The organism is Rhizobium sp. 'Codium 1' (assembly GCF_020889605.1).
Classification (GTDB): domain Bacteria; phylum Pseudomonadota; class Alphaproteobacteria; order Rhizobiales; family Rhizobiaceae; genus Allorhizobium; species Allorhizobium algae.
In genome coordinates, this window is the sequence record NZ_JAJGPW010000007.1 from 38266 (window position 1) to 59943 (window position 21678).

Sequence of the window (21678 nt, forward strand, 5' to 3'; positions counted from 1 at the left end):
CCGGCACGCGCGCTGTGGTCAGCAGCGACATCAGAGAATGCCGGCTGTCTTGGCAAAAAACAATAACAGCAAAGGCTAACATAAGCCTCGGGGATTTGGCACAGAATGACAGATCACGCCACCAGTTTGCCTGCCGGTGGGCAGAGCTTTGGCTCGCTGATCTACGATCCGAAAGCAAGATCCATCTTCTTTCAGATCGCTACGATCGCCATCATGACGTTTATCGTCTGGACCATCGCGAACAACACCATCGAAAACCTCGCTCGAAGCAACACGGCCTCGGGCTATGACTTCCTCGGCGGCCGCGCCGGCTTCGACATCGGGCAGACCCTCATCGCCTATTCGTCGGATTCGACCTACGGCCGCGCCATTCTCGTCGGCCTGCTGAATACTCTTCTGGTTGCCGTGACCGGCATCATCACTGCGACGATCATCGGCTTCATCATCGGGATCGGTCGACTGTCGCACAACTGGCTGATCGCCAAGCTTTGCACAGTCTATGTGGAAGCCTTCCGCAACATCCCGCCGCTTCTCGTCATATTCTTCTGGTATTCCGGTGTCCTGGCGACCTTGCCGCAGCCGCGCGAGTCGCTCGAGCTGCCGTTCTCGACCTTCCTGAACAATCGCGGCCTGACTTTTCCGAAGCCGCTATGGGGTGAAGGCTCGAGCATCATTCCGATCGCTTTGCTGATCGGGATCGTCGCTGCAATCGGCGTCGCCCGCTGGGCCAAGGCGCGCCAGATGAAGACGGGCCAGATCTTCGCCACCGGCCGGGTCGCTTTCGCTCTGATCGTCGGCCTGCCGATTCTTGCCTTTATCGCCGTCGGCGCACCGCTGACCTTCGACTATCCGGTCGCCAGCCGCTTCAACATGTCCGGCGGCGCGGTTATCGCCCCGGAATTTGTCGCGCTCTATCTCGCGCTGTCCTTCTACACGGCCGCCTTCATCGCGGAGATCATCCGCGCCGGCATCATGGGCGTGTCGAAGGGCCAGACCGAGGCCGCATCGGCACTTGGCCTGCAGTCTTCGACCACGACACGTCTCGTCGTCGTGCCGCAGGCAATGCGCATCATCATTCCGCCGCTCACCAGCCAGTATCTGAACCTGACCAAGAACTCCTCGCTCGGGGTTGCGGTCGGCTTTCCGGAACTGGTGTCGACCGGTGGCACCACCATGAACCAGACAGGTCAGGCGATCGAGATCGTCTCCATCTGGCTGGTCGTCTATCTCTCCATCAGCATCGTAACCTCGCTCTTCATGAACTGGTTCAATGCCAAGATGGCCCTGGTGGAGCGTTGATATGGCACAAGACCTAACTTACATCCGCCAGGAGATGCTGGCTCCTCTGCCGGCTCCGTCCTCCGACGCCAGCATCGCAGGCTGGATCAGAAAGAACCTGCTTGCGACACCCAAGGACGTCATCCTGACGCTCATCGGGGTCGCGGTGCTCGCCCTCATCCTTCCGGGTGCGTTGAACTTCCTGTTCTTCGATGCCGCCTGGTTCGGCGCAGATCGCGCGGTCTGTGCAACACTGGCACAGGGCGGGATCCAGCCGGACGGCTGGACGGGCGCCTGCTGGGCTTTTGTCGAAAGCCGCTTCTCGCAGTTCATCTTCGGGCGCTACCCGCTCGACGAACGCTGGCGCGTCATGCTCGTCGGGGCCATGTTCGTGGCACTTCTGGTGCCGATGCTCATCCCCAAGGCGCCGCGCAAGGGATTGAACGCGCTTCTGCTTTTCGTCATCTTCCCGGTGGTCGCCTTCTTCCTGCTGCATGGCGGGTTCGGTCTCTCGGAGGTGGAAACCCCACTCTGGGGCGGCCTGATGGTGACATTGATCCTGTCCTTCGTCGGCATCGCGGTCTCGTTGCCGCTCGGCATCCTGCTCGCGCTTGGGCGCCGGTCGGACATGCCGGTGATCAAGATGATCTGCGTCGTCTTCATCGAAGTGGTGCGCGGAGTGCCGCTGATCACCGTGCTCTTCATGGCCAACGTGATGCTGCCGCTCTTCATGCCAACCGGCTGGACGATCGACAACTTCCTGCGTGCGCTCGTCGGCGTATCGCTCTTCGCCTCGGCCTATATGGCGGAGGTGGTGCGCGGCGGCCTGCAGGCGATCCCGAAGGGCCAGTATGAGGGCGCGGATTCGCTCGGCCTCTCCTATTGGCAGAAGGTCCGCCTGATCGTCCTGCCGCAGGCGATCAAGCTGGTCATTCCGGGCATCGTCAACACCTTCATCGGCCTGTTCAAGGATACATCGCTCGTGTCGATCATCGGCATGTTCGACCTCCTGGGCATCGTCCGTCTCAACTTCACCGACGCCACCTGGGCCACACCCGTGACACCGCTCACGGGTCTGATCTTCGCCGGCTTCGTATTCTGGATCTTCTGCTTCGGCATGTCTCGCTACTCCGCCTTCATGGAGCAGCACCTCGACACCGGCCACAAGCGCTAAGAACAAGGGGAACAACCATGGCTGAAGCCAATTCCGCTCAGAAGACCGTGTCGGGCACCGACGTGGCGGTCGAACTGACCAACATGAACAAGTGGTACGGCGATTTCCACGTGCTGCGAGACATCAACCTCAAGGTGATGACGGGTGAACGCATCGTCGTTGCCGGACCCTCGGGATCCGGCAAGTCGACCATGATCCGCTGCATCAACCGCCTCGAAGAACACCAGACGGGCAAGATCCTGGTGGACAACATCGAACTGACGAGCGACCTCAAGAAGATCGACGAAGTTCGGCGTGAAGTCGGCATGGTGTTCCAGCACTTCAACCTCTTCCCGCACCTCACCATCCTGGAAAACTGCACGCTTGCCCCGATCTGGGTCCGCAAGATGCCGAAGAAGGAAGCGGAAGAAGTGGCGATGCACTTCCTGGAGCGCGTCAAGATCCCCGAACAGGCCAACAAATATCCCGGCCAGCTCTCCGGCGGCCAGCAGCAACGCGTGGCGATCGCCCGGGCGCTCTGCATGAAGCCGAAGATCATGCTGTTCGACGAGCCGACCTCGGCTCTCGACCCGGAAATGGTCAAGGAAGTGCTCGACACCATGGTAGGTCTCGCCGAAGAAGGCATGACCATGATTTGCGTGACGCATGAAATGGGCTTTGCCCGTCAGGTTGCCGACCGCGTGATCTTCATGGACCAGGGTCAGATCGTAGAGCAGAACTCGCCGTCCGAGTTCTTCGACAATCCGCAACACGAGCGCACCCAGCTCTTCCTCAGCCAGATCCTGCACTGAGGTCCCACGACCCGTTCACAATGAAAGAGCCCGCCGCGACGATCGCGGCGGGCTCTTTATTTTCATGCGATCGCTGACCGTATGTTACGGGCACCATGCTTGCTGGCGCGCCATGCGCGGTTTGGCGAGCCCCTCGGAAACGAGGATGGAGCCGAGCGAGCGGCCATTGCGCGTCGCAACGCGCAGCACGGCTGGTGCAATGCCGGGTCCAGCCGTCTTCAGGGTCTCCAGATCGAAGCGACCGGAACTCAACAGGTCCTTCAGGCGTACCTTGGCTGCAAAACCACGATCCCGCTCCTGCTGGCAGGCCGCACCCTCCGTCCGTGGCGCCGCAATATCGGCCAACACGACCTTCGTCTTCCGGTACCAAAAGGTGTCGCCGCTCATCACGCAGTTGTCGAGGCCGGATGTGCCGCAGAAATAGAACTTGCCGAAGAAGTTTTCGCCCGTCAGCGGCCCGGTGGCTGCGGCTGCCACCGCCGGCCTCGATACCGGGACGACGGCCTTGGTCATGCCGACAGCTGCGGGTGGCACGGGCGCCTTTGCGCTATTCGACGCGGAGGTCGGTGCCGGCTTCTCAGCGCGCTCGCGGCGCGGTTCCGCTTTCGCCTCCGTTCGGGAGGTCCCCGGTTTATCCCGGGACAGGAGCGGCGCCATGTCCTTGAGCACAGTGGCGCGGTTTTCGTAGAGTGCGATGCCGCCGGCGACGAGGCCGAGCACGACCAGCCATGTCGTCATGCCCTGGCCGCCGGATGAACGGCTCGGCTTGCGGCGTTTTGCGGGGGCGCGGCGGGAACTGGTGGTGCGACTGGACATGGTTAACCTCTCATGAGGGCCATCATCGCTCGCAAGGGTTTCCGAAAGGTTGGCGGCGGCAGAAATAGGTCGCTGCATCCCATTTCTGCACAGAGCAGTGGAGCACGATGGAGGCGGTGAACACGCCCTCACCGCCCTTCGCGCGCAGGCGCCTCTTCTCCTCGATCGGCGACTGGCGATCGGCTGGTCGCTGCCGATTCGTGTGCCGCCACCGGACGGGCTCTATCGACGCGACCTCAAAGCGATTCCATGGCCGCGGCAGATGGCTGCCCTGCCTCGCCTTCAAGAGAGAAGACAGCGATATCAATGCAATGACATAAGGATGGCGATCCCTGTAGGGCTCGAACCTACGACCTAGTGCTTAGAAGGCACTTGCTCTATCCAGCTGAGCTAAGGGACCGTCTCAAGGCCACGTGGCGTGACCGAAACCGGATCAATGCGTCCAGGGCTGCAGGCGATTATAGCGGAAATTGTCGGTGTAGGAGACGACCTGGCGCTTGGCTTCCTTGGGCAGGATCACGCGGTATTCGATGCCTTCGCGCTGTGCATAGGCTTCGGCCTGTTCCAGGCTCTCGAAGGTCAGCTTGATCTGCTGGCGCGTATCGCCGGAGGTGGTGTAGCCCATCATCGGGTCGATCTTGCGCGGCGCCGACTGGTCGAATTCCAGAACCCAGAGATGGGTCTTTGCTTTACCGGACTGCATGGCGGTTTTCGCGGGGCGGTAGATCTTCGCAGACATGGTCCCATCCATCTCCAAGACTTCACGGCACAGCAGCCTGCCGCATACTTCCCGGCCGCCGTTGCCGGCGTCCTTCGATTGCTTGGTCGGAGTGGAGAGATTCGAACTCCCGACCCTCTGGTCCCAAACCAGATGCGCTACCAGGCTGCGCTACACTCCGTTCAAGCAATGAAGCCGGAATACACGGTTCACCCTGCAGCCGCAACACTAAAAAATCGGTTTTACAGGCACTGTTTTTTCAGACCAAAACTCTGCCCGGCCGAGATCATTGCGGCAGACCGAGCGGCAAGACGAGACGCGCGGTTCTGTCGAGCCCCAGCTCCTTCGCATGACCGCCCCGAATCTCCAGCGCGTAGCGGATGGGCTCGCTCGACGAGACGATCGATTCGGAGAGCGGTGTCGTGCGTTCGGCGATGCGGACGATCCTGCCGGTTTCGTCGATGAAGATCATGTCGAGGGAAGCAGGCGTGTTGGCCATCCACATCGTGACCATGCGGGTTTCGCCGAAATCGAAGAGCATGCCTGTCCGATCGGGAAGCTCCGGGCGCTCCATCAGCCCCCTCGCCCGCTGCTCGGCGGTCAGCGCCCATTCCACGTCGATCGTGATTCGCTCGCCTGCTGTGGTCTCGAAGGCGAGTTGCCCGAGCGGGAAGACAACGTCGCTCATCGCGGGCGTCGACAGCCATAGAAACACGAAAAGCGCCGTCACGGCGCTTTTCAACATGATCGAGACACGGTTCATCAGGTCAATGCGCCCTGGCCGCAGGGCCGGGATTGTCAGGATGGATCTCTGCCGCCATCAGGCCCTTGTCGCCAGGTCCGAAGCGGACCATGACCGTCTGCCCCGGGCGCAGCTCCGTCAAGCCGAATCGGCGCAGCGTTTCCATATGGACAAAGATGTCTTCCGTGCCCTCGCCGCGCGTCAGGAAGCCGAACCCCTTGGTGCGGTTGAACCACTTGACGAGCGCGCGCTCCAGTCCGCTGGTCGGCGTCACCTGCACATGCGTGCGTACCGGCGGCATCTGCGAGGGATGCACGGCGGTCGACTGATCCATGGAGAGAATGCGGAAGGCCTGGTAACCACGGTCGCGCTTCTGGATGAGAGCCACGATGCGGGTGCCTTCGAGAATGGTCTGATAGCCGTCGCGTCGAAGGCAGGTGACGTGCAGCAGGACATCCTGCATGCCATTGTCGGGAACGATGAAACCGAACCCCTTGGCGACGTCGAACCATTTCACGACACCGGTGATCTCGATGAGATCGACGGCTTCGCCGGACAGTTCTTCGAACTCGCCGAGTCCTTTCGATGGCATCCTGTCCGTCATTTCCCCAAGCCCCTCGAAAACGCGTCACATTGCTCAGTCAACTGATTCTTGAAATCCAGATTAACATTTGGTCAACGGATCTGCGCAAGCCCTAGTTTTACATTTCACCAATTGCTTTTGCAGCCGCAGCCTTGCTCGAAGCTGGCGACTGTTCCATATCGTCAGGGTCAAAGGAGAACATCCATGCGCTATCTGCACACCATGGTCCGCGTGAAGGACCTCGAGGCCTCGCTCCACTTCTACTGCAACCTGTTCGGCCTGCAGGAAATTCGCCGGTATGAGAACGAGAAGGGACGCTTTACTCTGGTCTTCCTGACTGCTGACCAGGATCTCGATCGCGCAAAGGTCGAGATGGCCCCCTGCCTGGAACTCACCTACAACTGGGATACAGAAGACTATGCGGGCGGCCGCAATTTCGGCCATCTCGCCTACGAGGTCGACGATATCTATGCGATCTGCCAGACACTGATGGACAACGGCGTCACCATCAACCGTCCGCCGCGGGACGGCCACATGGCCTTTGTCCGCTCGCCGGACGGTATATCGATCGAGATCCTGCAGAAGGGCGAGAACCTCGCGCCGGCCGAGCCCTGGGCCTCGATGGCCAATACCGGCGCCTGGTAAGGACCACCGCCTCGCGCAAGTTTGCGCGCCTAGTCTCCGCACCAGACGAGGGTCGCCCCGGCGACCCTTTTCCTTGCCCGCAAGGTGACCGACGGAGACGCCAGATGACCCGCAATTCCGATCCTCGCAGGCCGACATTCGGTCTGCTCGCCGTTTTGAGCGGCGTGCTGCTCGCCTCGTGCCAGACGAGCGCCGACGAGGTGCTGTCGCTCGGGGAAACGGCGCCTTCCGAAGAGGTATCGGCGCCGTCCAGCAGCGGGAAAGCCTTCCGGGATCCCTATGTCGTTGCCATGTCGGGACAGGCCGCGGGGACGTCGGATGCTTCACCGCCCCAAAACGAGACAGATCCGGCGCGCCTGAAGCGCAAACCCGTGCCGTTGGCTGCCGCCTATAGCGACATTGCCGAACCGCCGCCGGAAGTGCTGGCCCTTCAGCAGCAAGCCGGACAGGCTCAGCCGGCGGGTCAGGCCCCAGCGCCGGCCAATCTCGGTGAACTCACCATGCAGCCGACGACCGTTGCAGCTGGAAGCAATAGCCTGTTTTCCGCCAGCCAGAGGGCCCAGCCTGCCGCAACCATCAATCCAACGGCCACCCAGATGGCAACGACCGAAGCGTCGCCACGCGGCAGCCTCGTGCCGAGCGAGATGCCAACGCTCGGCGTCAATGCTGTGCGCAAAAGCCTGTTCAGCCCATCACCAGAGCAGACGATGCTGATGCAGCAGCAGGCACTTCAGGATCAAGCGCCCGCGGCGACCGAGTCGCTGCCACTAACGGATCCTGTGTCGGCCAGCACGGAGGCGCCGGTGCTGAAGAAGCTCTCCGATCCCCGGCCGAAGCGAAAAATGCTCGCGCTTCGTGAAACGACAACTGAAATGCCTGAGCGCGTCCAGCTCACGCCGGACCAGTTGCAGGCGCTAGGCGCCGTCGAAGAGGTTGATCCGGCCGAGCCCCTGCCAGCCGAGGAGCTCATGGCGGATGCCGAGGCGGTGAAGAAAAAGAAGGCCTGGCTGCCCTCCCTCTCGGACATGCTCAAGGGCGGCAAGAAGAAGAGCCCGGACATTTCCACACCCTGAGCTGATGCTGATGTTGTAAGGCAAGCCGTTCCAATCACTGGCTTTCTTGCTGCCTGTCCCAGCCTTTGACGTATCTGTCACAAATTTTGCATAAAACGCAAAATTGCCGCTTGCGGTCGGGGAACAGCCTGACTATAAGGGCGCCACGAAGCAGACGCGCCCTTCGTCTATCGGTTAGGACACCAGATTTTCATTCTGGGAAGAGGGGTTCGACTCCCCTAGGGCGTGCCACTTCGTTTACCCCTCCCGCAGCTGCAAGAATCGCTCTGAACCGTGTTTGACGACGGTTTTCGGGATGATTTCGTCCCCTGCAATTCCCCGGAGTTTTTCTGTTGAGGATCAGCAAGTTTCCGCTTGCGGTCCTCCGGGTGCCTGCCTATAAGGGCGCCACCGAAGCGCACGCGCCCTTCGTCTATCGGTTAGGACACCAGATTTTCATTCTGGGAAGAGGGGTTCGACTCCCCTAGGGCGTGCCACTTCGACTTCCCTCGCGACATTGCAGTCCTGTTCTCCACAGATCGCCAAGTATTTGTTTGCGCTGACGATAAGTGCAGCACCAATGCCTGTGGAAAAAATCGACGCGGCGGCGCTCATGCCTCTTGCGCTCATCCAAAGTTCCAGCCATAAGGGCGCCACCGAAGCGCACGCGCCCTTCGTCTATCGGTTAGGACACCAGATTTTCATTCTGGGAAGAGGGGTTCGACTCCCCTAGGGCGTGCCACTTCGATCTTCCGGAACAAGTTAAACAGAATGCCGCTCACGGCGCCTTCGCGGCGTCGAGGATGCGGAACTGCACGCGCCTGTTGCCCTGCCAGTGGTCGGCGCTGAGCGTGCCTGCAACATGGATCTGGTTGCCGCGATTGTTCATCAGGAAATGACCAAGATCCGTGTCGGCGGCCCGGAAAGCAATGCCTTCCAGCCGCTTGCCGTCCATGCCCTCCAGCGTGATCTTGATATGCGTGGTGCCAACCGGGCGCACATCCTTCAACCTGTGTAGCGGCACGGCAAAGATCGGTTGCGGATGCCCGGATCCATAAGGGCCGGCTGCCTCGAGCTGGTCAACGAGCGCGAGCGTCGCCCCGGAGGCACCGATTGCGCCGTCGATCTTCAATGTCTGGTTCGCCGCGAGCGCAGAGACCTGGGCTGCAGCCTGCTCCTCGAAGAAGCCACGCAAACGACCGAGATTCGCCCGCTCCACTGTCAGGCCCGCCGCCATGGCATGGCCGCCTCCCTTGACGAGAAGCCCCTCATCGACGGCCGCACGCACCATGCGGCCCAGGTCGAAGCCATGGATCGAACGGCCGGAGCCGGTGCCCTTGCCCAAGGGATCGAAGGCGATGGCGAAGGCGGGACGCTTGAACTTCTCCTTCAGCCGGGCAGCGAGCAGGCCGACAATGCCGGGATGCCAGTTTTCCTTCGCGGTCAGGATCACCGCTGCCTTTTCGCCGGTCCCATATTCCGCCATGGCTTCGGCCTCCGCTTCGGCCAGCATGACCGCTTCCATGGCCTGTCGTTCGCGATTGAGTTCGTCGAGCTTCTGGGCGATCTGATCGGCTTCAGAGGCATCATCAAGGGTCAGAAGACGGCTTCCCAGCGCTGCATCGCCAATACGGCCACCCGCGTTGATTCTTGGTCCGACGAGAAAGCCGAAGTGGTATGGCGTAACCGGCCCGCCAATGCCCGCGACCCTGAGGAGGGCTGCGAGACCGGCATTGTTCTGGTGGCGGGCAGCGATCAGCCCCTTGGTCACATAGGCTCGGTTAAGCCCCTTCAGCGGCACGACGTCGCAAACGGTGGCAAGTGCCACCAGATCGAGCCAGGCAAGCAAATCGAGCGAGCGTGCGAACGGGTGGCCAGCCTCGCGCAGCAATCGCAACGTGGCGACCAGCACCATGAAGACGACGCCTGCCGCGCACAGATGCCCCTGCCCTGACAGATCGTCTTCACGATTCGGATTGACGAGGGCATGGCAGACCGGCATCTCGTGACCCATCTGGTGGTGGTCTATGACGACCACGTCGACGCCACGCCTCTCCGCTGCTCCCAGCGCCTCGATACTGGTCGAGCCACAGTCGACGGTGATCAGCAGATTGGCGCCACGCTCGATCAACTGATCGATGGCGGCCGCGTTCGGACCGTAACCCTCGAAAATACGGTCCGGAATGTAGATCTCCGCCGCGACACCGAAATGGTGAAGGAAACGAGCCATCAGCGCCGACGACGCAGCACCGTCGACATCGTAGTCGCCGAAGATCGCGACGCGCTCCTTGCTGTCAATCGCCTGAAGGATGCGCTTGGCGGCCGCATCGCAATCGGTCAGCCTGGATGGGTCGGGCATGAGGTTGCGGATCGTCGGGTCCAGGAAGGCCGGCGCCTCGTCCACGCCCACACCGCGCCCGGCCAGAACGCGGGCGACGAGTTCAGGAATGGCATGCAGCTGACTGATGGCGAGCGCCCGGTTCTGACCTGCCTGATCCGTGCGTGACATCCAGCGCTGGCCGCTGGCGGAATGCTCGACACCGAGGAAGGCGCGGATGACGGGATCTACCGGTTCGGTCGACATTGCTGCTCTTTACGGCTGTGCAGGAGGATGTAGCTGCGCAAACAGGGTTCAGGCGGAGCACATGTGCCCCAGCCCCGTTCTATACCGATCCGAGAAAATCACCAGAGGCGGCGCGCCATCGACAACCTGTTCGACTGCGTCAGGACATCAGCCAGGCGACCAGGACGAACGGAATGATCATGATTGCCGTGAAGGCAAAGAGAAACGTCCAGTCCGAAAGCGCGTGCGAAGAGAGGGCCGAAGAGCCGTCTGCTTTGGGTCTACAGCCCGATTGTTCGCAATTGTCCAGCGCCCCGGTGCCAACTTCCCGCCACGGCTCGCTCCGTTTGATCACCATCGATGAGCTCCTCCCCAAGAACCCGATAGAGGCAACAGATTACGCGTGGTGCCGCCATTTGGCGAGAGAAGAGCCACCTGGAGACGATAAATCGTCATATAAGTGACCGTTTTGCCCCGATCGCGGCCACTCCGACACCGAAACAGCCGTCGAGGCGCATACCCCCGATCAGGACTTTGGACGCTCGATGCGAATCACCTGGGGCTCGCCAATCAGATATCCCTCGCGCTGGATCGCGTCGACTGCCGTGCGAACGGCGCTTTCCATGGTGGCATGCGTGACGAGAATGATGGTCTGCGGACGGCCTGGCGTGGCCGTCTCCTTGGAATGCTGGACGATGGATTCCAGCGATATCGCATTCTCGGCCATCCGGGTCGCAATGCTGGCAAAGACGCCGGTGCGATCCTGCACCGTGAGGCGAATGAAGTAGCCGCCTTCGTGGCTCTGCATTTCAGCCTGGCGATAAGGCTCGAGAAGATGGGCCGGGCGACCAAGGACTGGCACTTCCTGTGCACCGGGACGGCTCTTGGCGATGTCGGTGATGTCGCCGAGCACGGCAGAAGCCGTCGCATCGCCTCCGGCGCCCGGGCCGACCATCAGCAGTTCACCGAGAATGTCGGATTCGAGAGCGACCGCATTTGTCACGCCATCCACCTGCGCGATGACGCTGTCAAGCGGCACCATGGTCGGGTGCACGCGCTGCTCGATGCCGCTCTCGGTCTTTTGGGCGACGCCGAGCAACTTGATGCGATAGCCGAGATCGGCCGCCGCATGGATGTCCTCGATCGAGATATTGGTGATGCCTTCGAGATAGATCTTGTCGGCCGAAATCTCGCAGCCGAAGGCAAGCGTCGTCAGGATCGACAGCTTGTGGGCGGTATCATTGCCTTCGATGTCGAAGCTCGGATCAGCTTCGGCATAACCGAGGCGCTGGGCTTCCTTCAGGCAATCGGCAAAGGACAGACCCTCCCGCTCCATGCGGGTCAGGATGTAATTGCAGGTGCCGTTCATGATCCCGTAAATGCGGGAGAAGTTGTTGCCCGTCAGGGATTCGCGCAACGTCTTGATGACAGGAATACCGCCAGCGACCGCCGCTTCGTAGTTCAGGAGACGGCCCTTTTCCTCGGCGAGCCTGGCGAACTCCACGCCGTGGCGCGACAGCAGCGCCTTGTTGGCGGTGACGACATGCAGGCCGCGCGTCAGGGCCGCACGGACCGACTGTTCCGCTGCCCCTTCGGCGCCGCCGACAAGCTCGACGAAGACATCGATGTCGGCATGTTTCGCCATCTCAACCGGATCGGCATACCAGGCGATATCATCCATCAGGATGCCGCGGTCCTTTGAGGCATCACGCGCCGACACAGCGGCAACCGAAATCGGGCGACCGCAAGCGACGGTCAGCGCATTGGCGCGGGTCTGGAGGATACGGACGAGCGAGGCACCGACGGTACCAAGACCCGCCACGCCGATTTTAAGGGCATTCGCCATGAGGCAATCCTGACGTCATCAAAGGGGAATTGAGGCGGTCCTGACGGGACCGCCTGGGGCTCAACGGTGGGCGTTGAGCGAAATCACGTTGTGCATGGTCTCGTCAGCCGTCGAGAAGAACTTCTTGATGTTGCGAGCGGCCTGACGGATGCGATGTTCGTTCTCCACGAGGGCGAGACGGACATATTCGTCGCCCATTTCGCCGAAGCCGATGCCCGGCGCCACGGCGACGTCCGCCTTTTCAACCAGCAGCTTGGAAAATTCCAGCGAGCCGAGATGGCGGAATTTTTCCGGGATTTTCGCCCAGGCGAACATGGTGGCGGCCGGCGGCGGCACTTCAAAGCCGGCCTTGCCGAAGCTTTCGACCATCACGTCGCGGCGGCGATGGTAGACGCTGCGGACTTCCGCGATATCGGTACCGTCGCCATTCAACGCATGGGTCGCCGCCACCTGGATCGGCGTAAAGGCGCCATAGTCGAGGTAGGATTTGACGCGTGTCAGAGCCGAGATCAGACGCTCGTTGCCGACAGCAAAGCCCATGCGCCAGCCTGGCATGGAGAAGGTTTTCGACATCGAGGTGAACTCGACGGTGCAGTCCATGGCACCTGGCACTTCCAGCACCGACGGGGGCGGATTGCCGTCGAAATATATCTCCGAATAGGCAAGGTCTGAGAGGACGATGATGTCGTGCTTCTTCGCAAACGCAATCACGTCCTTGTAGAAATCGAGCGTCGCAACCATGGCCGTCGGGTTGGACGGATAGTTGAGGATCAGTGCAATCGGCTTCGGGATCGAGTGGCGCACGGCGCGCTCGAGTGGCGGAAAGAAGGTTTCATCCGGCTCGACCGTAATCGAGCGAATGACACCGCCGGTCATCAGGAAGCCGAAGGCGTGGATCGGATAGGTCGGGTTCGGGCAGAGGATGACGTCGCCGGGCGCCGTGATCGCCTGGGCCATGTTGGCGAAGCCTTCCTTGGAGCCCAGGGTGGCGACGACCTGCGTATCCGGATTGAGCTTCACGTTGAAGCGACGGGCATAATAGGCAGCTTGCGCGCGACGCAGGCCCGGAATGCCCTTGGACGAGGAATAGCGATGGGTGCGCGGGTCCTGAACCACTTCGCAAAGCTTGTCGACGATCGCCTGCGGGGTCGGAAGATCCGGATTGCCCATGCCAAGGTCGATGATGTCGGCCCCACCGGCTCGCGCGCTCGCCTTCAGACGGTTGACCTGTTCGAACACGTAAGGCGGCAAGCGCCGGACTTTGTGAAACTCTTCCATCTTCAACCCCTGAAACCGCGCGGATCATAACCGCGGCAGGCGCGCTCGTTTTCCCAGTGACCACACGCTCCGCAACGAACCGCAGAACCGAATGCGCGTGATGATATCCCAAACAGAGCGCTCGCAGGAAATTTTGTCGCAAATCCGGCGTGAAACCTGAATCGCCGACGAAATTTTATGTCGAAAACGCCCTGGTTGCTTTGCGAAAAAAACGCGGGAAGCGCAAGCCTTAATTGGCGATCAGCGCCTGCGTTTCCGCCCCGTGCCGGGCCGCGAGACGGCGCAGTTCGGCAAGCCGCGACTGATATTCGGCTTCGGTGATCGCTCCCGATTTGCGGGCTGCACCGAGTGATGTCAGCTGAGCCTGGAGCGCCGAGGCCTCCTCGTTGCTCATCTGGACACTCGCGGCACTCAGCGAACCGGCAAAGTTCGGGTAGCCGTCAGGATAGGTCGGACGGGCCGCTGCGGCTTCCGGATTGTCGGGATCCTCGACATTGACCTCGAGCGCGGCCGGCACCGTGGCAGGCGCCGGTGTCGTCGCCTGCGTCGACTGGCAGCCTGTGCCTGCCATCAGCGCGAGAAATGCTGCGATGACCGCCTGGCCCGAAAGACCCGAGAAACTGAACTTGCTGTGCACCATGGCCCCGACCGCCCGCGCTGACGCGGAAAACTGACATTCCTCAAGGGCGCAGCCGTCGATCCTCATCGAAAGACTATGCGCCAATCGCTGGAACTTGTAGTCGTTTTCATGCAGGATAGGCAAACACAAAAGACGCCAGAACAATCCTGGGGAGGACGGCATGGACAGAACGCGGGAAGAAGCCGAAGCGGGTGCTGCGTTCGATCCGAAACTGATCGAGCCCTATATCATCAAGGATCCGCAGGCGCTTGCTGTCAACGCCGCCAAGGCGCTGGAAAACCTTGGCAAGGCCGCTTCCGTCTGGCTGAAGCCACGGGAGACAGGGGAAGTCGTCGATCCTGTCCCCGAGCCTGTCGCCGAACTCGTGAAGATCTTGGGCAAGGTCGCGGAATACTGGATGTCCGATCCCAAACGCACGCTCGAAGCGCAGACCCATCTGCTCAACTCGGTCTTCGGAGTCTGGAGCCGGTCGCTGGCGCGATTCGCCACCCCAGAACAACCGTTTGCCGATCCCTTACCCAAGGACAAGCGCTTCTCCGACGAGGACTGGGAGCGCAATCCCTTCTTCGACTTCCTCCGCCAGACCTATCTCGTGCTGTCCCAATGGGCCGAGAAGATGGTCAACGACGCCGGCGGTCTCGATGAACACACGCGTCACAAGGCGAACTTCTACATGCGGCAGCTCACGGCGGCACTTTCGCCCGCCAACTTCGTCGCGACCAATCCGCAACTCTATCGTGAGACCGTGCAGAGCAGCGGGGCCAATCTCGTCAAGGGCATGCAGATGCTGGCCGAAGACATCGCCGCCGGCGGCGGGGATCTGCGCATCCGCCAGACCGATACCAGCAAGTTTGCCGTCGGGGAAAACATGGCGGTGACGCCGGGCAAGGTCATCGCCCAGAGCGATGTCTGCGAAGTGATCCAGTATGAGGCTACGACCGAGACGGTGCTGAAGCGCCCTCTCCTCATATGTCCGCCCTGGATCAACAAGTTCTACATTCTCGATCTCAACCCGCAGAAAAGCTTCATCAAATGGTGTGTCGATCAGGGCCACACGGTCTTCGTCATCTCCTGGGTCAACCCCGATGAGCGCCATGCGGACAAAGGGTGGGAGGCCTATATCCGCGAGGGTGTCGATTTCGCGCTCGACACAGTGGAAAAGGCGACCGGCGAAAAAGAGGTGAACGCGATCGGCTACTGTGTCGGGGGAACGCTGCTCGCGGCGGCACTTGCCCTGCATGCGCAGGAGAAGAACAAGCGGATCGCCAGCGCCACGCTGTTCACCACACAGGTGGATTTCACCCATGCCGGCGACCTCAAGGTCTTCGTCGACGAGGCACAGTTGACGAATCTTGAAGAGCGGATGCAGGAAAGCGGTTATCTCGACGGCTCGAAGATGGCGGCGGCTTTCAACATGCTGCGCGCCTCGGAGCTGATCTGGCCCTATTTCGTCAATAGCTACCTGAAGGGCCAGGATCCCATGCCCTTCGACCTGCTCTACTGGAATTCCGATTCGACCCGCATGGCGGCGGCGAACCATTCCTTCTACCTGCGCAACTGCTACCTCAACAACACGCTGAGCCAGGGCAAGATGCAGCTCGCCGGCAAGACGCTGTCGCTGAAGGACGTGAAAATCCCGATCTATAATCTCGCGACCAAGGAAGATCACATCGCTCCGGCGAAATCGGTCTTCGTCGGTAGCAACCTGTTCGGCGGGCCCGTCGACTTCGTGGTGTCCGGCTCGGGCCATATCGCCGGCGTGGTCAATCCGCCAGACAAGCACAAGTACCAGTTCTGGACCAATGGCAAGGTTGCCGGCACTTACGAGGACTGGATGGCCAATGCCAAGGAGACACCCGGCTCCTGGTGGCCGCACTGGCAGATGTGGATCGAAAACCTCGCCGGCGAACGTGTTCCGGCACGCAAACCCGGCGGCGATGCGCTCAACGCGATTGGCGATGCGCCGGGTCGGTATGTGCTGGCACGTGTCTGAGCAGACTGAGACCGGCCGCCATGCTCTTTTCCCCGCCCCTCATCCCGGCGCGACTCGTGCGCCGCTACAAGCGCTTCCTCTTCGACGCGCTGCTGGAGGATGGCTCTGAAATCACCGGGTTTTGTCCCAATACCGGCTCCATGCGCGGCCTGACCGAACCCGGCTCGCGCATCTGGCTGTCGCGCCATGACGCGGCAACGCGCAAATATGCCCATGCGCTGGAACTGGTCGAAGCAGGGGGTACCGTTGTTGGCGTGAACACTGCGCTACCCAACCGCCTTGCCGAGGAGGCGATCGTCGCTGGCCTGGTTCCCCCCCTTGCGGGCTTCCGCACGCTGAAACGGGAGCAGCGCTACGGGCGCAATTCGCGGATCGACATCCTGTTGGAGGACGAACTCCAGGGCAGCGTGCATGTCGAGGTCAAGAACGTGCATTTCATCCGGGAAGCCGGCATGGCCGAGTTTCCGGACAGCATCACGGCCCGTGGCGCCAAGCATCTCGACGAGATGGGCGATCTTGTCGAAACCGGAAAACGGGCGGCGATGCTCTTCATCGTCCAGCGCGCCGACTGCAACCGCATGAAGATCTGTGCCGATCTCGATGCCGCTTATGGCCGGGCCTTTGCCCGCGCCATTTCCCGCGGGGTCGAGGCCTACGCGGTCCGTTGTCACCTCGACACGGTCAAAATCGTGCCCGAAAGCCTCATCCGGATAGACGAAGACGGTCTCGGTCGGTTATGAACGGCCAAGATCCTGGATTAGAAGTTCCGAAAGCCACCCTATGGTCACCTATATCGACGCGGCGTCGGCGCCGCTCAAAAACACCGGTGCAATCCGGCTTTACGGCGCAGACGACTTTGAAGGCATGCGCCGCGCCTGCCAGTTGACTGCCCGTTGCCTGGATGCCCTCGTGCCGATGGTGAAGCCCGGCGTCACGACGGCTGCCATCGACCGATTCGTCTTCGAATTCGGTGCCGACCACGGCGCTGTGCCCGCGACCTTGAACTACCGCGGCTACAAATATTCCGTCTGCACCTCGATCAATCACGTCGTCTGTCATGGCATGCCCGACGACAAACCGCTCCGGGACGGCGATATCGTCAATATCGATGTCACCTTCCTGCTCGATGGCTGGCACGGGGATTCGAGCCGCATGTATCCGGTGGGCAATATCAAGCGGGCCGCCGAGCGACTGATGGAAGTCACCTATGAATGCCTGATGCGTGGCATCGGCGCTGTGCGTCCGGGTGCTCGAACCGGCGCCATTGGTGAGGCTATCCAGAACCATGCGGAAGCGGAGCGCTGCACGGTGGTCCGCGATTTCTGCGGCCATGGGGTCGGTCGCCTCTTCCACGACGCCCCGAACATCCTGCATTACGGGAAGGCCAACGAAGGTCCGGAACTGCGCGAAGGCATGATCTTCACCATCGAGCCGATGATCAATCTCGGAAAGCCGCATGTGAAGGTGCTCTCCGACGGATGGACCGCCGTGACCCGCGACCGCTCGCTGACGGCGCAGTACGAACATACGGTCGGGGTCACCTCCGAAGGCTGCGAGATCTTCACACTGTCGCCTGAGGGCCTGGATCGTCCCGGCCTCGGCTGACAAGGAGCGCACCAGCACATCTTCCCGCAACTTCAACTTGCGTGCTGCGGCAGTCGTGTCACTATATCCGGGCGGCCGCAGAGCCGCTCGACCATGATGGTCAGGATTGGGGTGGCATGACGAACAAGCTTCCGTACTCCGACGAACCGCCGCGGCGCGATGGTCCGGCAAGTCCCGACAGCACTGATCTATTCGGTCCTGCGGACGCCATGTCGGATGCTGGCGTCGACGAGAGATGTTTTTTCGCCGACCAGCCGACTCGGGAAACAAACCTCGCCAAGGCCGCCTCCACCCGGGCCGCATTGCAGCCGGAGGCCCATTACCTCGGTCATCGCGACCGGTTGCGCAGCCGCTTCCGCGACGGAGGAGAATCGGCGCTGGCCGATTACGAAATCCTTGAACTTCTGCTCTTTCGCCTCATCCCGCGACGCGACACGAAACCGATCGCGAAGGCTCTGCTCTCCCGGTTCCAGACTCTGGCCAGCGTGCTCGGAGCGCCACCAGCGCTCTTGCAGGAAGTGAAGGGTGTCGGCGAGACGGTGGCACTCGATCTCAAGCTGATTTCGAGCGTCGCTCAGCGCATGCTGAAAAGCGAGTTGCGCGAGAAGCAGGTCTTGTCGTCCTGGTCACACGTCATCGATTATTGCCATGCCGCGATGGCCTATGAAACGACGGAACAGTTCCGCATCCTCTTCCTCGACAAGCGCAATGTCCTGATCGCCGACGAGATACAGGGGCGCGGTACAGTCGATCACACGCCCGTCTATCCGCGCGAGGTGGTCAAGCGTGCGCTCGAACTGTCGGCGACGGCGATCATCCTCGTGCACAATCATCCGAGTGGCGACCCAACCCCCTCGCGTGCAGACATCGACATGACCCGGACGATCGTTGAGACGGCCAAACCGCTCGGCATCACGGTCCACGATCACATCATCATCGGCAAGGACGGCCATGCAAGCCTCAAGGGCCTGCGCTTGATCTGAAGCCATCATTTCGTGCGCGAGAAATGCCTTGGATCGGAGCACGGAAGCGAGCTAGGCAGGGAAACCCGCCCAGACATAGATACCAATGCCGCACAGGCCGATGATCGCCAAGGCAGCACAGAGCGGCAACGCCACCTGCGACCGCTTGAAGGCCCCGAAGCGGATGGGCTTCTCGATTAGGAAGTAGGTCAATGTGGCCAGTAGAAAGGACAGCGCGATCAACGCGATGCGAACCGCTTTTCCGGGCGTGCCACCTTCGAGAACATAGCCGAACGACACGAGCGGCCAGTGCCAGAGATAGAGCGGATAACTGATCAAGCCGATGGCAATGGCGAGCCGGTTGCCGAACACCAGTTTCTTCAGGCCTATGTCCCGTCCGGATGCAATGACCAGGACCGCTCCAATGACGGGCAAGAGGGCGATCACGCCGGGGAACATCTGTTCGACCCGGACCAGAGCGAAGCTCAGCCCGAGCAGGAACATGCCCGTTCCCGCTGCGTACGGCGCCAGTGAACTCGGCATGTTGCCATACTGCCGCTCTATCTCGACCAGAGCCGCCCCCGCCAGAAGCTCCCAGAAGCGGCTGACCGGCAGGTAAAACGCGGAAACACGGTCGATGTTGACGATTACCAGATTGGCAATCATCGACACCAGTGCAACCGTCGCGATCGTGGCCAGGACATTCAGGCCCCTTCGCCAGACAAACCAGGCCATGAGCGGCCAGACGATGTAAAACTGCTCCTCGACGCCAAGTGACCAGAGATGCAGCATGGGATTGAAATTGCTCTCGTCCACCCTCACGTCACGCTCAGTCCAGAACACGAGGTTGGCAACGAAGTCCGCCCCGCCTGCTACGTGTTTGCCGAGCAAGCCGAAGGCATCGACGGACATGACCATCCAGCCAAAACAAAGACTGGCGACGAGGACCACGATCAGCGCGGGGAAGATACGGCGTACGCGGCGGCTATAGAAGTCGAGAAGGTTAAATCGATCCGCCCGCATCTGCTGCACGATATGGCCGCTGATCAGATAGCCGGAGATCACAAAGAAGATGTCGACCCCCACCAGACCACCCGGTAACCAGGTAGGAAAATAATGAAAGACGATGACCGCAACCACGGCGAGCGCACGTAAACCATCTATGTCCGAACGATAGTTCCGCACACCAGCCGAGACAGAATTTCTAACGTTTTCATGCACAGCAAATTCCACTACCAAAAGCGAAGTTTAACAAGCAATGCATGCCAACCAAAATAGGCAAACCGGCCCATCGACTTCATTCATTTGAGGTAAGCCATTCAATTTCCGCCAGAAAGCAGCTCAAGGCTACCCACCACCGCCTGGGGCGGCTGTCGACCTGCGCGATCGCAAGGGCAGCCGGGGGCCTTGTGGGCGGCTAGAGTCGCCCACCTGACCGTCGGTGATAACGAAACGGTGACGTTGAACTGTCATACTGCATGTGAATAAATGTGCACTGCAGCATGGCGGCAGGCAAAACAGAGGCACCTCATGAACCAGTATGACTTCGTCGTGGTTGGCAGCGGGCCGGCAGGACGCCGTGCGGCGATCCAGGCTGCCAAGCTGGAAAAGAAGGTTCTCGTCATCGAGAAGGGCACCCGCGTCGGCGGCGTCTCGGTTCACACAGGGACGATCCCATCGAAGACGTTGCGTGAGACCGCGCTAAACCTGACCGGCTGGCGCGAGCGCGGATTCTACGGTCGCAGCTATCGCGTGAAGCAGGAAATCAACGCCGACGACCTGCGTCGCCGCTTGCTCATCACACTCGACCACGAGGTCGAAGTGCTCGAACACCAGTTCTCCCGCAACCGCGTGCAGCAGATGCGTGGCACCGCGCGTTTCCTCGATGCGCATACGATCGAAATCTCGAAGGAGGATGGCGAGGTGCTGCAGGTGCAGGCCAAGTCTGTTCTTCTCGCCGTTGGTACGCGCCCCTTCAAGCCCTCGCATATTCCCTTCGACGGCGCGAGCATCATCGACAGCGACGAAATCCTCGAGATCAAGGAACTGCCGCGCTCGATGATCGTCATCGGCGCCGGCGTCATCGGTATCGAATATGCGACGATCTTCTCGGCGCTCGATACCGTCGTCACCGTGGTCGAACCGCGTGACACGATGCTCGACTTCATCGACAAGGAAATCGTCGAGGACTTCACTTACCAGCTGCGCGACCGCAACATGAAACTTATCTTCGGCCAGACGGTCGAGGGCGTTGAGAAGGTTGACGGCAAGTGCCGTGTGACGCTGAAGAACGGACGGGTGCTGACGGCCGAAATGGTGCTCTTTGCCGCCGGCCGCGTCGGTGCGACCGACACGCTCAACCTGGAAGCCGCAGGCCTTGAGGCGGATAATCGCGGTCGCTTGAAGGTGAACCCCGACACGTTCCAGACCTCCGTGCCGAATATCTATGCCGCCGGCGACGTCGTCGGGTTTCCTTCCCTCGCCTCAACCTCGATGGAACAGGGGCGAATCGCTGCTCGCCATGCCGTCGGCGCGCCGGCGCACGAGCCGCCGCAATTCTTCCCCTATGGTATTTATGCCGTGCCGGAGATCTCGACCTGCGGGCTCACCGAGGAAGAGGTCATTCAACGGGCCATACCCTACGAGACCGGGATCGCGCATTTCCGGGAGACTTCGCGCGGCCATATCATGGGCCTCGACAGCGGCATGCTCAAGATGATCTTCTCGCTCAAGACCCGCCGCCTTCTCGGCGTGCATATCGTCGGCGAAGGTGCCACCGAACTCGTGCATATCGGCCAGGCGGTGCTCAACCTGAAGGGAACGGTCGAATACTTCGTCGAGAACACCTTCAACTATCCGACGCTTGCCGAGGCCTACAAGATTGCCGGTCTCGACGCGTGGAACCGCATGGGTGAGCTGAAGGTCGAAAAGGTCGAGCGTCGGGCAGCCGAGTGATTGGGCTTTAAAAGAGACCTGCCGATTCACACTGGAG

General features: G+C 61.1%; 20 protein-coding genes and 5 tRNA genes. 13 read left to right on the forward strand and 12 right to left on the reverse strand.

Going from position 1 to position 21678, the window contains the following annotated elements:
• The first annotated feature begins 105 nt into the window (after nucleotides 1–105).
• Genes LJE98_RS16385 through LJE98_RS16395 form a run of 3 tightly spaced genes read left to right on the forward strand, consistent with a single transcriptional unit; the run spans nucleotide 106 to nucleotide 3243 of the window.
• Entirely contained in the window at nucleotides 106–1299 is a 1194-nt protein-coding gene (locus LJE98_RS16385) for an amino acid ABC transporter permease (RefSeq protein WP_229576293.1), read from the forward strand.
• A gap of 34 nt (nucleotides 1300–1333) precedes the next feature.
• Nucleotides 1334–2452: an amino acid ABC transporter permease gene (locus LJE98_RS16390; RefSeq protein WP_229576473.1), complete on the forward strand. Its 1119-nt coding sequence runs from the start codon at nucleotides 1334–1336 to the stop codon at nucleotides 2450–2452.
• Nucleotides 2453–2469: 17 nt separating this feature from the next.
• A complete protein-coding gene (locus LJE98_RS16395) occupies nucleotides 2470–3243 on the forward strand; it encodes an amino acid ABC transporter ATP-binding protein (protein WP_229576294.1) in 774 nt (257 codons plus the stop codon).
• A gap of 84 nt (nucleotides 3244–3327) precedes the next feature.
• Here the strand turns inward: LJE98_RS16395 and LJE98_RS16400 are convergent, their stop codons facing one another.
• The 6 genes from LJE98_RS16400 to LJE98_RS16425 all read right to left on the reverse strand — a co-directional run bounded on the left by LJE98_RS16400 (nucleotide 3328) and on the right by LJE98_RS16425 (nucleotide 6123).
• On the reverse strand, nucleotides 3328–4059 hold the full coding sequence (locus LJE98_RS16400; protein ID WP_229576295.1) for a nuclease: 732 nt from the start codon (nucleotides 4057–4059) through the stop codon (nucleotides 3328–3330).
• A 323-nt stretch (nucleotides 4060–4382) separates the two neighbouring features.
• Nucleotides 4383–4459 (reverse strand) — tRNA-Arg (locus tag LJE98_RS16405).
• 33 nt (nucleotides 4460–4492) lie between these two features.
• The gene (locus tag LJE98_RS16410) at nucleotides 4493–4798 is read right to left on the reverse strand and encodes an ETC complex I subunit (protein WP_229576296.1); all 306 of its coding nucleotides are present in this window, start codon (nucleotides 4796–4798) and stop codon (nucleotides 4493–4495) included.
• An 83-nt stretch (nucleotides 4799–4881) separates the two neighbouring features.
• Nucleotides 4882–4958, reverse strand: a tRNA-Pro gene (locus LJE98_RS16415).
• A gap of 105 nt (nucleotides 4959–5063) precedes the next feature.
• The gene (locus LJE98_RS16420) at nucleotides 5064–5540 is read right to left on the reverse strand and encodes a DUF192 domain-containing protein (RefSeq protein WP_229576297.1); all 477 of its coding nucleotides are present in this window, start codon (nucleotides 5538–5540) and stop codon (nucleotides 5064–5066) included.
• Between the two features lie 4 nt (nucleotides 5541–5544).
• On the reverse strand, nucleotides 5545–6123 hold the full coding sequence (locus LJE98_RS16425) for a cold-shock protein (RefSeq protein ID WP_229576298.1): 579 nt from the start codon (nucleotides 6121–6123) through the stop codon (nucleotides 5545–5547).
• Between the two features lie 183 nt (nucleotides 6124–6306).
• Here LJE98_RS16425 and gloA point away from each other — a divergent pair, with 183 nt between their 5' ends.
• The 5 genes from gloA (at nucleotide 6307) to LJE98_RS16450 (ending at nucleotide 8541) form a co-directional block, all read left to right on the forward strand.
• Nucleotides 6307–6747 carry a lactoylglutathione lyase gene (gene gloA, locus LJE98_RS16430; RefSeq protein ID WP_229576299.1) on the forward strand — a complete coding sequence of 147 codons (441 nt, stop codon included), beginning with the start codon at nucleotides 6307–6309 and terminating at the stop codon, nucleotides 6745–6747.
• A gap of 104 nt (nucleotides 6748–6851) precedes the next feature.
• Complete coding sequence (locus LJE98_RS16435) at nucleotides 6852–7820, forward strand: hypothetical protein (protein ID WP_229576300.1); 969 nt, start codon at nucleotides 6852–6854, stop codon at nucleotides 7818–7820.
• Between the two features lie 156 nt (nucleotides 7821–7976).
• Nucleotides 7977–8051 (forward strand) — tRNA-Glu (locus tag LJE98_RS16440).
• Between the two features lie 170 nt (nucleotides 8052–8221).
• Nucleotides 8222–8296, forward strand: a tRNA-Glu gene (locus LJE98_RS16445).
• Between the two features lie 170 nt (nucleotides 8297–8466).
• A tRNA-Glu gene (locus LJE98_RS16450) sits at nucleotides 8467–8541 on the forward strand.
• Nucleotides 8542–8577: 36 nt separating this feature from the next.
• Here LJE98_RS16450 and recJ read toward each other — a convergent pair.
• The 5 genes from recJ to LJE98_RS16475 form a co-directional block, all read right to left on the reverse strand.
• Nucleotides 8578–10383, reverse strand: a complete 1806-nt coding sequence (recJ, locus tag LJE98_RS16455; protein WP_229576301.1) for a single-stranded-DNA-specific exonuclease RecJ — start codon at nucleotides 10381–10383, stop codon at nucleotides 8578–8580.
• A gap of 139 nt (nucleotides 10384–10522) precedes the next feature.
• Nucleotides 10523–10720: a hypothetical protein gene (locus tag LJE98_RS16460; protein WP_229576302.1), complete on the reverse strand. Its 198-nt coding sequence runs from the start codon at nucleotides 10718–10720 to the stop codon at nucleotides 10523–10525.
• Between the two features lie 168 nt (nucleotides 10721–10888).
• On the reverse strand, nucleotides 10889–12208 hold the full coding sequence (locus LJE98_RS16465) for a homoserine dehydrogenase (protein WP_229576303.1): 1320 nt from the start codon (nucleotides 12206–12208) through the stop codon (nucleotides 10889–10891).
• A gap of 60 nt (nucleotides 12209–12268) precedes the next feature.
• Entirely contained in the window at nucleotides 12269–13486 is a 1218-nt protein-coding gene (locus tag LJE98_RS16470; protein WP_229576304.1) for an LL-diaminopimelate aminotransferase, read from the reverse strand.
• Between the two features lie 229 nt (nucleotides 13487–13715).
• On the reverse strand, nucleotides 13716–14126 hold the full coding sequence (locus LJE98_RS16475) for an SHOCT domain-containing protein (RefSeq protein WP_229576305.1): 411 nt from the start codon (nucleotides 14124–14126) through the stop codon (nucleotides 13716–13718).
• 160 nt (nucleotides 14127–14286) lie between these two features.
• Between LJE98_RS16475 and LJE98_RS16480 the strand changes: the two genes are divergently transcribed.
• The 4 genes from LJE98_RS16480 to radC all read left to right on the forward strand — a co-directional run bounded on the left by LJE98_RS16480 (nucleotide 14287) and on the right by radC (nucleotide 18707).
• On the forward strand, nucleotides 14287–16119 hold the full coding sequence (locus LJE98_RS16480) for a PHA/PHB synthase family protein (RefSeq protein WP_229576306.1): 1833 nt from the start codon (nucleotides 14287–14289) through the stop codon (nucleotides 16117–16119).
• Between the two features lie 20 nt (nucleotides 16120–16139).
• Nucleotides 16140–16859, forward strand: a complete 720-nt coding sequence (gene sfsA / locus LJE98_RS16485) for a DNA/RNA nuclease SfsA (RefSeq protein ID WP_229576307.1) — start codon at nucleotides 16140–16142, stop codon at nucleotides 16857–16859.
• A gap of 40 nt (nucleotides 16860–16899) precedes the next feature.
• Entirely contained in the window at nucleotides 16900–17724 is an 825-nt protein-coding gene (gene map, locus LJE98_RS16490; RefSeq protein ID WP_229576308.1) for a type I methionyl aminopeptidase, read from the forward strand.
• 209 nt (nucleotides 17725–17933) lie between these two features.
• Entirely contained in the window at nucleotides 17934–18707 is a 774-nt protein-coding gene (gene radC, locus LJE98_RS16495) for a RadC family protein (RefSeq protein ID WP_229576474.1), read from the forward strand.
• A gap of 51 nt (nucleotides 18708–18758) precedes the next feature.
• On the opposite strand, the gene LJE98_RS16500 is transcribed toward radC, so the two are convergent.
• Nucleotides 18759–19907 (reverse strand): acyltransferase family protein, encoded by a 1149-nt coding sequence (locus tag LJE98_RS16500; RefSeq protein WP_229576309.1) that lies wholly within the window; start codon nucleotides 19905–19907, stop codon nucleotides 18759–18761.
• A gap of 309 nt (nucleotides 19908–20216) precedes the next feature.
• On the opposite strand from LJE98_RS16500, the gene sthA reads away from it, so the two are divergent.
• Complete coding sequence (sthA, locus tag LJE98_RS16505; protein ID WP_229576310.1) at nucleotides 20217–21641, forward strand: Si-specific NAD(P)(+) transhydrogenase; 1425 nt, start codon at nucleotides 20217–20219, stop codon at nucleotides 21639–21641.
• The last annotated feature ends 37 nt before the right edge of the window (nucleotides 21642–21678 follow it).

Excerpts from the sequence above, each read along its gene's own strand:
- LJE98_RS16385 (WP_229576293.1), top strand. The coding sequence starts at position 106 with ATGACAGATCACGCCACCAGTTTGCCTGCCGGTGGGCAGAGCTTTGGC.
- LJE98_RS16390 (WP_229576473.1), top strand. The coding sequence starts at position 1,334 with ATGCTGGCTCCTCTGCCGGCTCCGTCCTCCGACGCCAGCATCGCAGGC.
- LJE98_RS16395 (WP_229576294.1), top strand. The coding sequence starts at position 2,470 with ATGGCTGAAGCCAATTCCGCTCAGAAGACCGTGTCGGGCACCGACGTG.
- LJE98_RS16400 (WP_229576295.1), bottom strand. The coding sequence starts at position 4,059 with ATGTCCAGTCGCACCACCAGTTCCCGCCGCGCCCCCGCAAAACGCCGC.
- LJE98_RS16410 (WP_229576296.1), bottom strand. The coding sequence starts at position 4,798 with ATGTCTGCGAAGATCTACCGCCCCGCGAAAACCGCCATGCAGTCCGGT.
- LJE98_RS16420 (WP_229576297.1), bottom strand. The coding sequence starts at position 5,540 with ATGAACCGTGTCTCGATCATGTTGAAAAGCGCCGTGACGGCGCTTTTC.
- LJE98_RS16425 (WP_229576298.1), bottom strand. The coding sequence starts at position 6,123 with ATGACGGACAGGATGCCATCGAAAGGACTCGGCGAGTTCGAAGAACTG.
- gloA (WP_229576299.1), top strand. The coding sequence starts at position 6,307 with ATGCGCTATCTGCACACCATGGTCCGCGTGAAGGACCTCGAGGCCTCG.
- LJE98_RS16435 (WP_229576300.1), top strand. The coding sequence starts at position 6,852 with ATGACCCGCAATTCCGATCCTCGCAGGCCGACATTCGGTCTGCTCGCC.
- recJ (WP_229576301.1), bottom strand. The coding sequence starts at position 10,383 with ATGTCGACCGAACCGGTAGATCCCGTCATCCGCGCCTTCCTCGGTGTC.
- LJE98_RS16460 (WP_229576302.1), bottom strand. The coding sequence starts at position 10,720 with ATGGTGATCAAACGGAGCGAGCCGTGGCGGGAAGTTGGCACCGGGGCG.
- LJE98_RS16465 (WP_229576303.1), bottom strand. The coding sequence starts at position 12,208 with ATGGCGAATGCCCTTAAAATCGGCGTGGCGGGTCTTGGTACCGTCGGT.
- LJE98_RS16470 (WP_229576304.1), bottom strand. The coding sequence starts at position 13,486 with ATGGAAGAGTTTCACAAAGTCCGGCGCTTGCCGCCTTACGTGTTCGAA.
- LJE98_RS16475 (WP_229576305.1), bottom strand. The coding sequence starts at position 14,126 with ATGGTGCACAGCAAGTTCAGTTTCTCGGGTCTTTCGGGCCAGGCGGTC.
- LJE98_RS16480 (WP_229576306.1), top strand. The coding sequence starts at position 14,287 with ATGGACAGAACGCGGGAAGAAGCCGAAGCGGGTGCTGCGTTCGATCCG.
- sfsA (WP_229576307.1), top strand. The coding sequence starts at position 16,140 with ATGCTCTTTTCCCCGCCCCTCATCCCGGCGCGACTCGTGCGCCGCTAC.
- map (WP_229576308.1), top strand. The coding sequence starts at position 16,900 with ATGGTCACCTATATCGACGCGGCGTCGGCGCCGCTCAAAAACACCGGT.
- radC (WP_229576474.1), top strand. The coding sequence starts at position 17,934 with ATGTCGGATGCTGGCGTCGACGAGAGATGTTTTTTCGCCGACCAGCCG.
- sthA (WP_229576310.1), top strand. The coding sequence starts at position 20,217 with ATGAACCAGTATGACTTCGTCGTGGTTGGCAGCGGGCCGGCAGGACGC.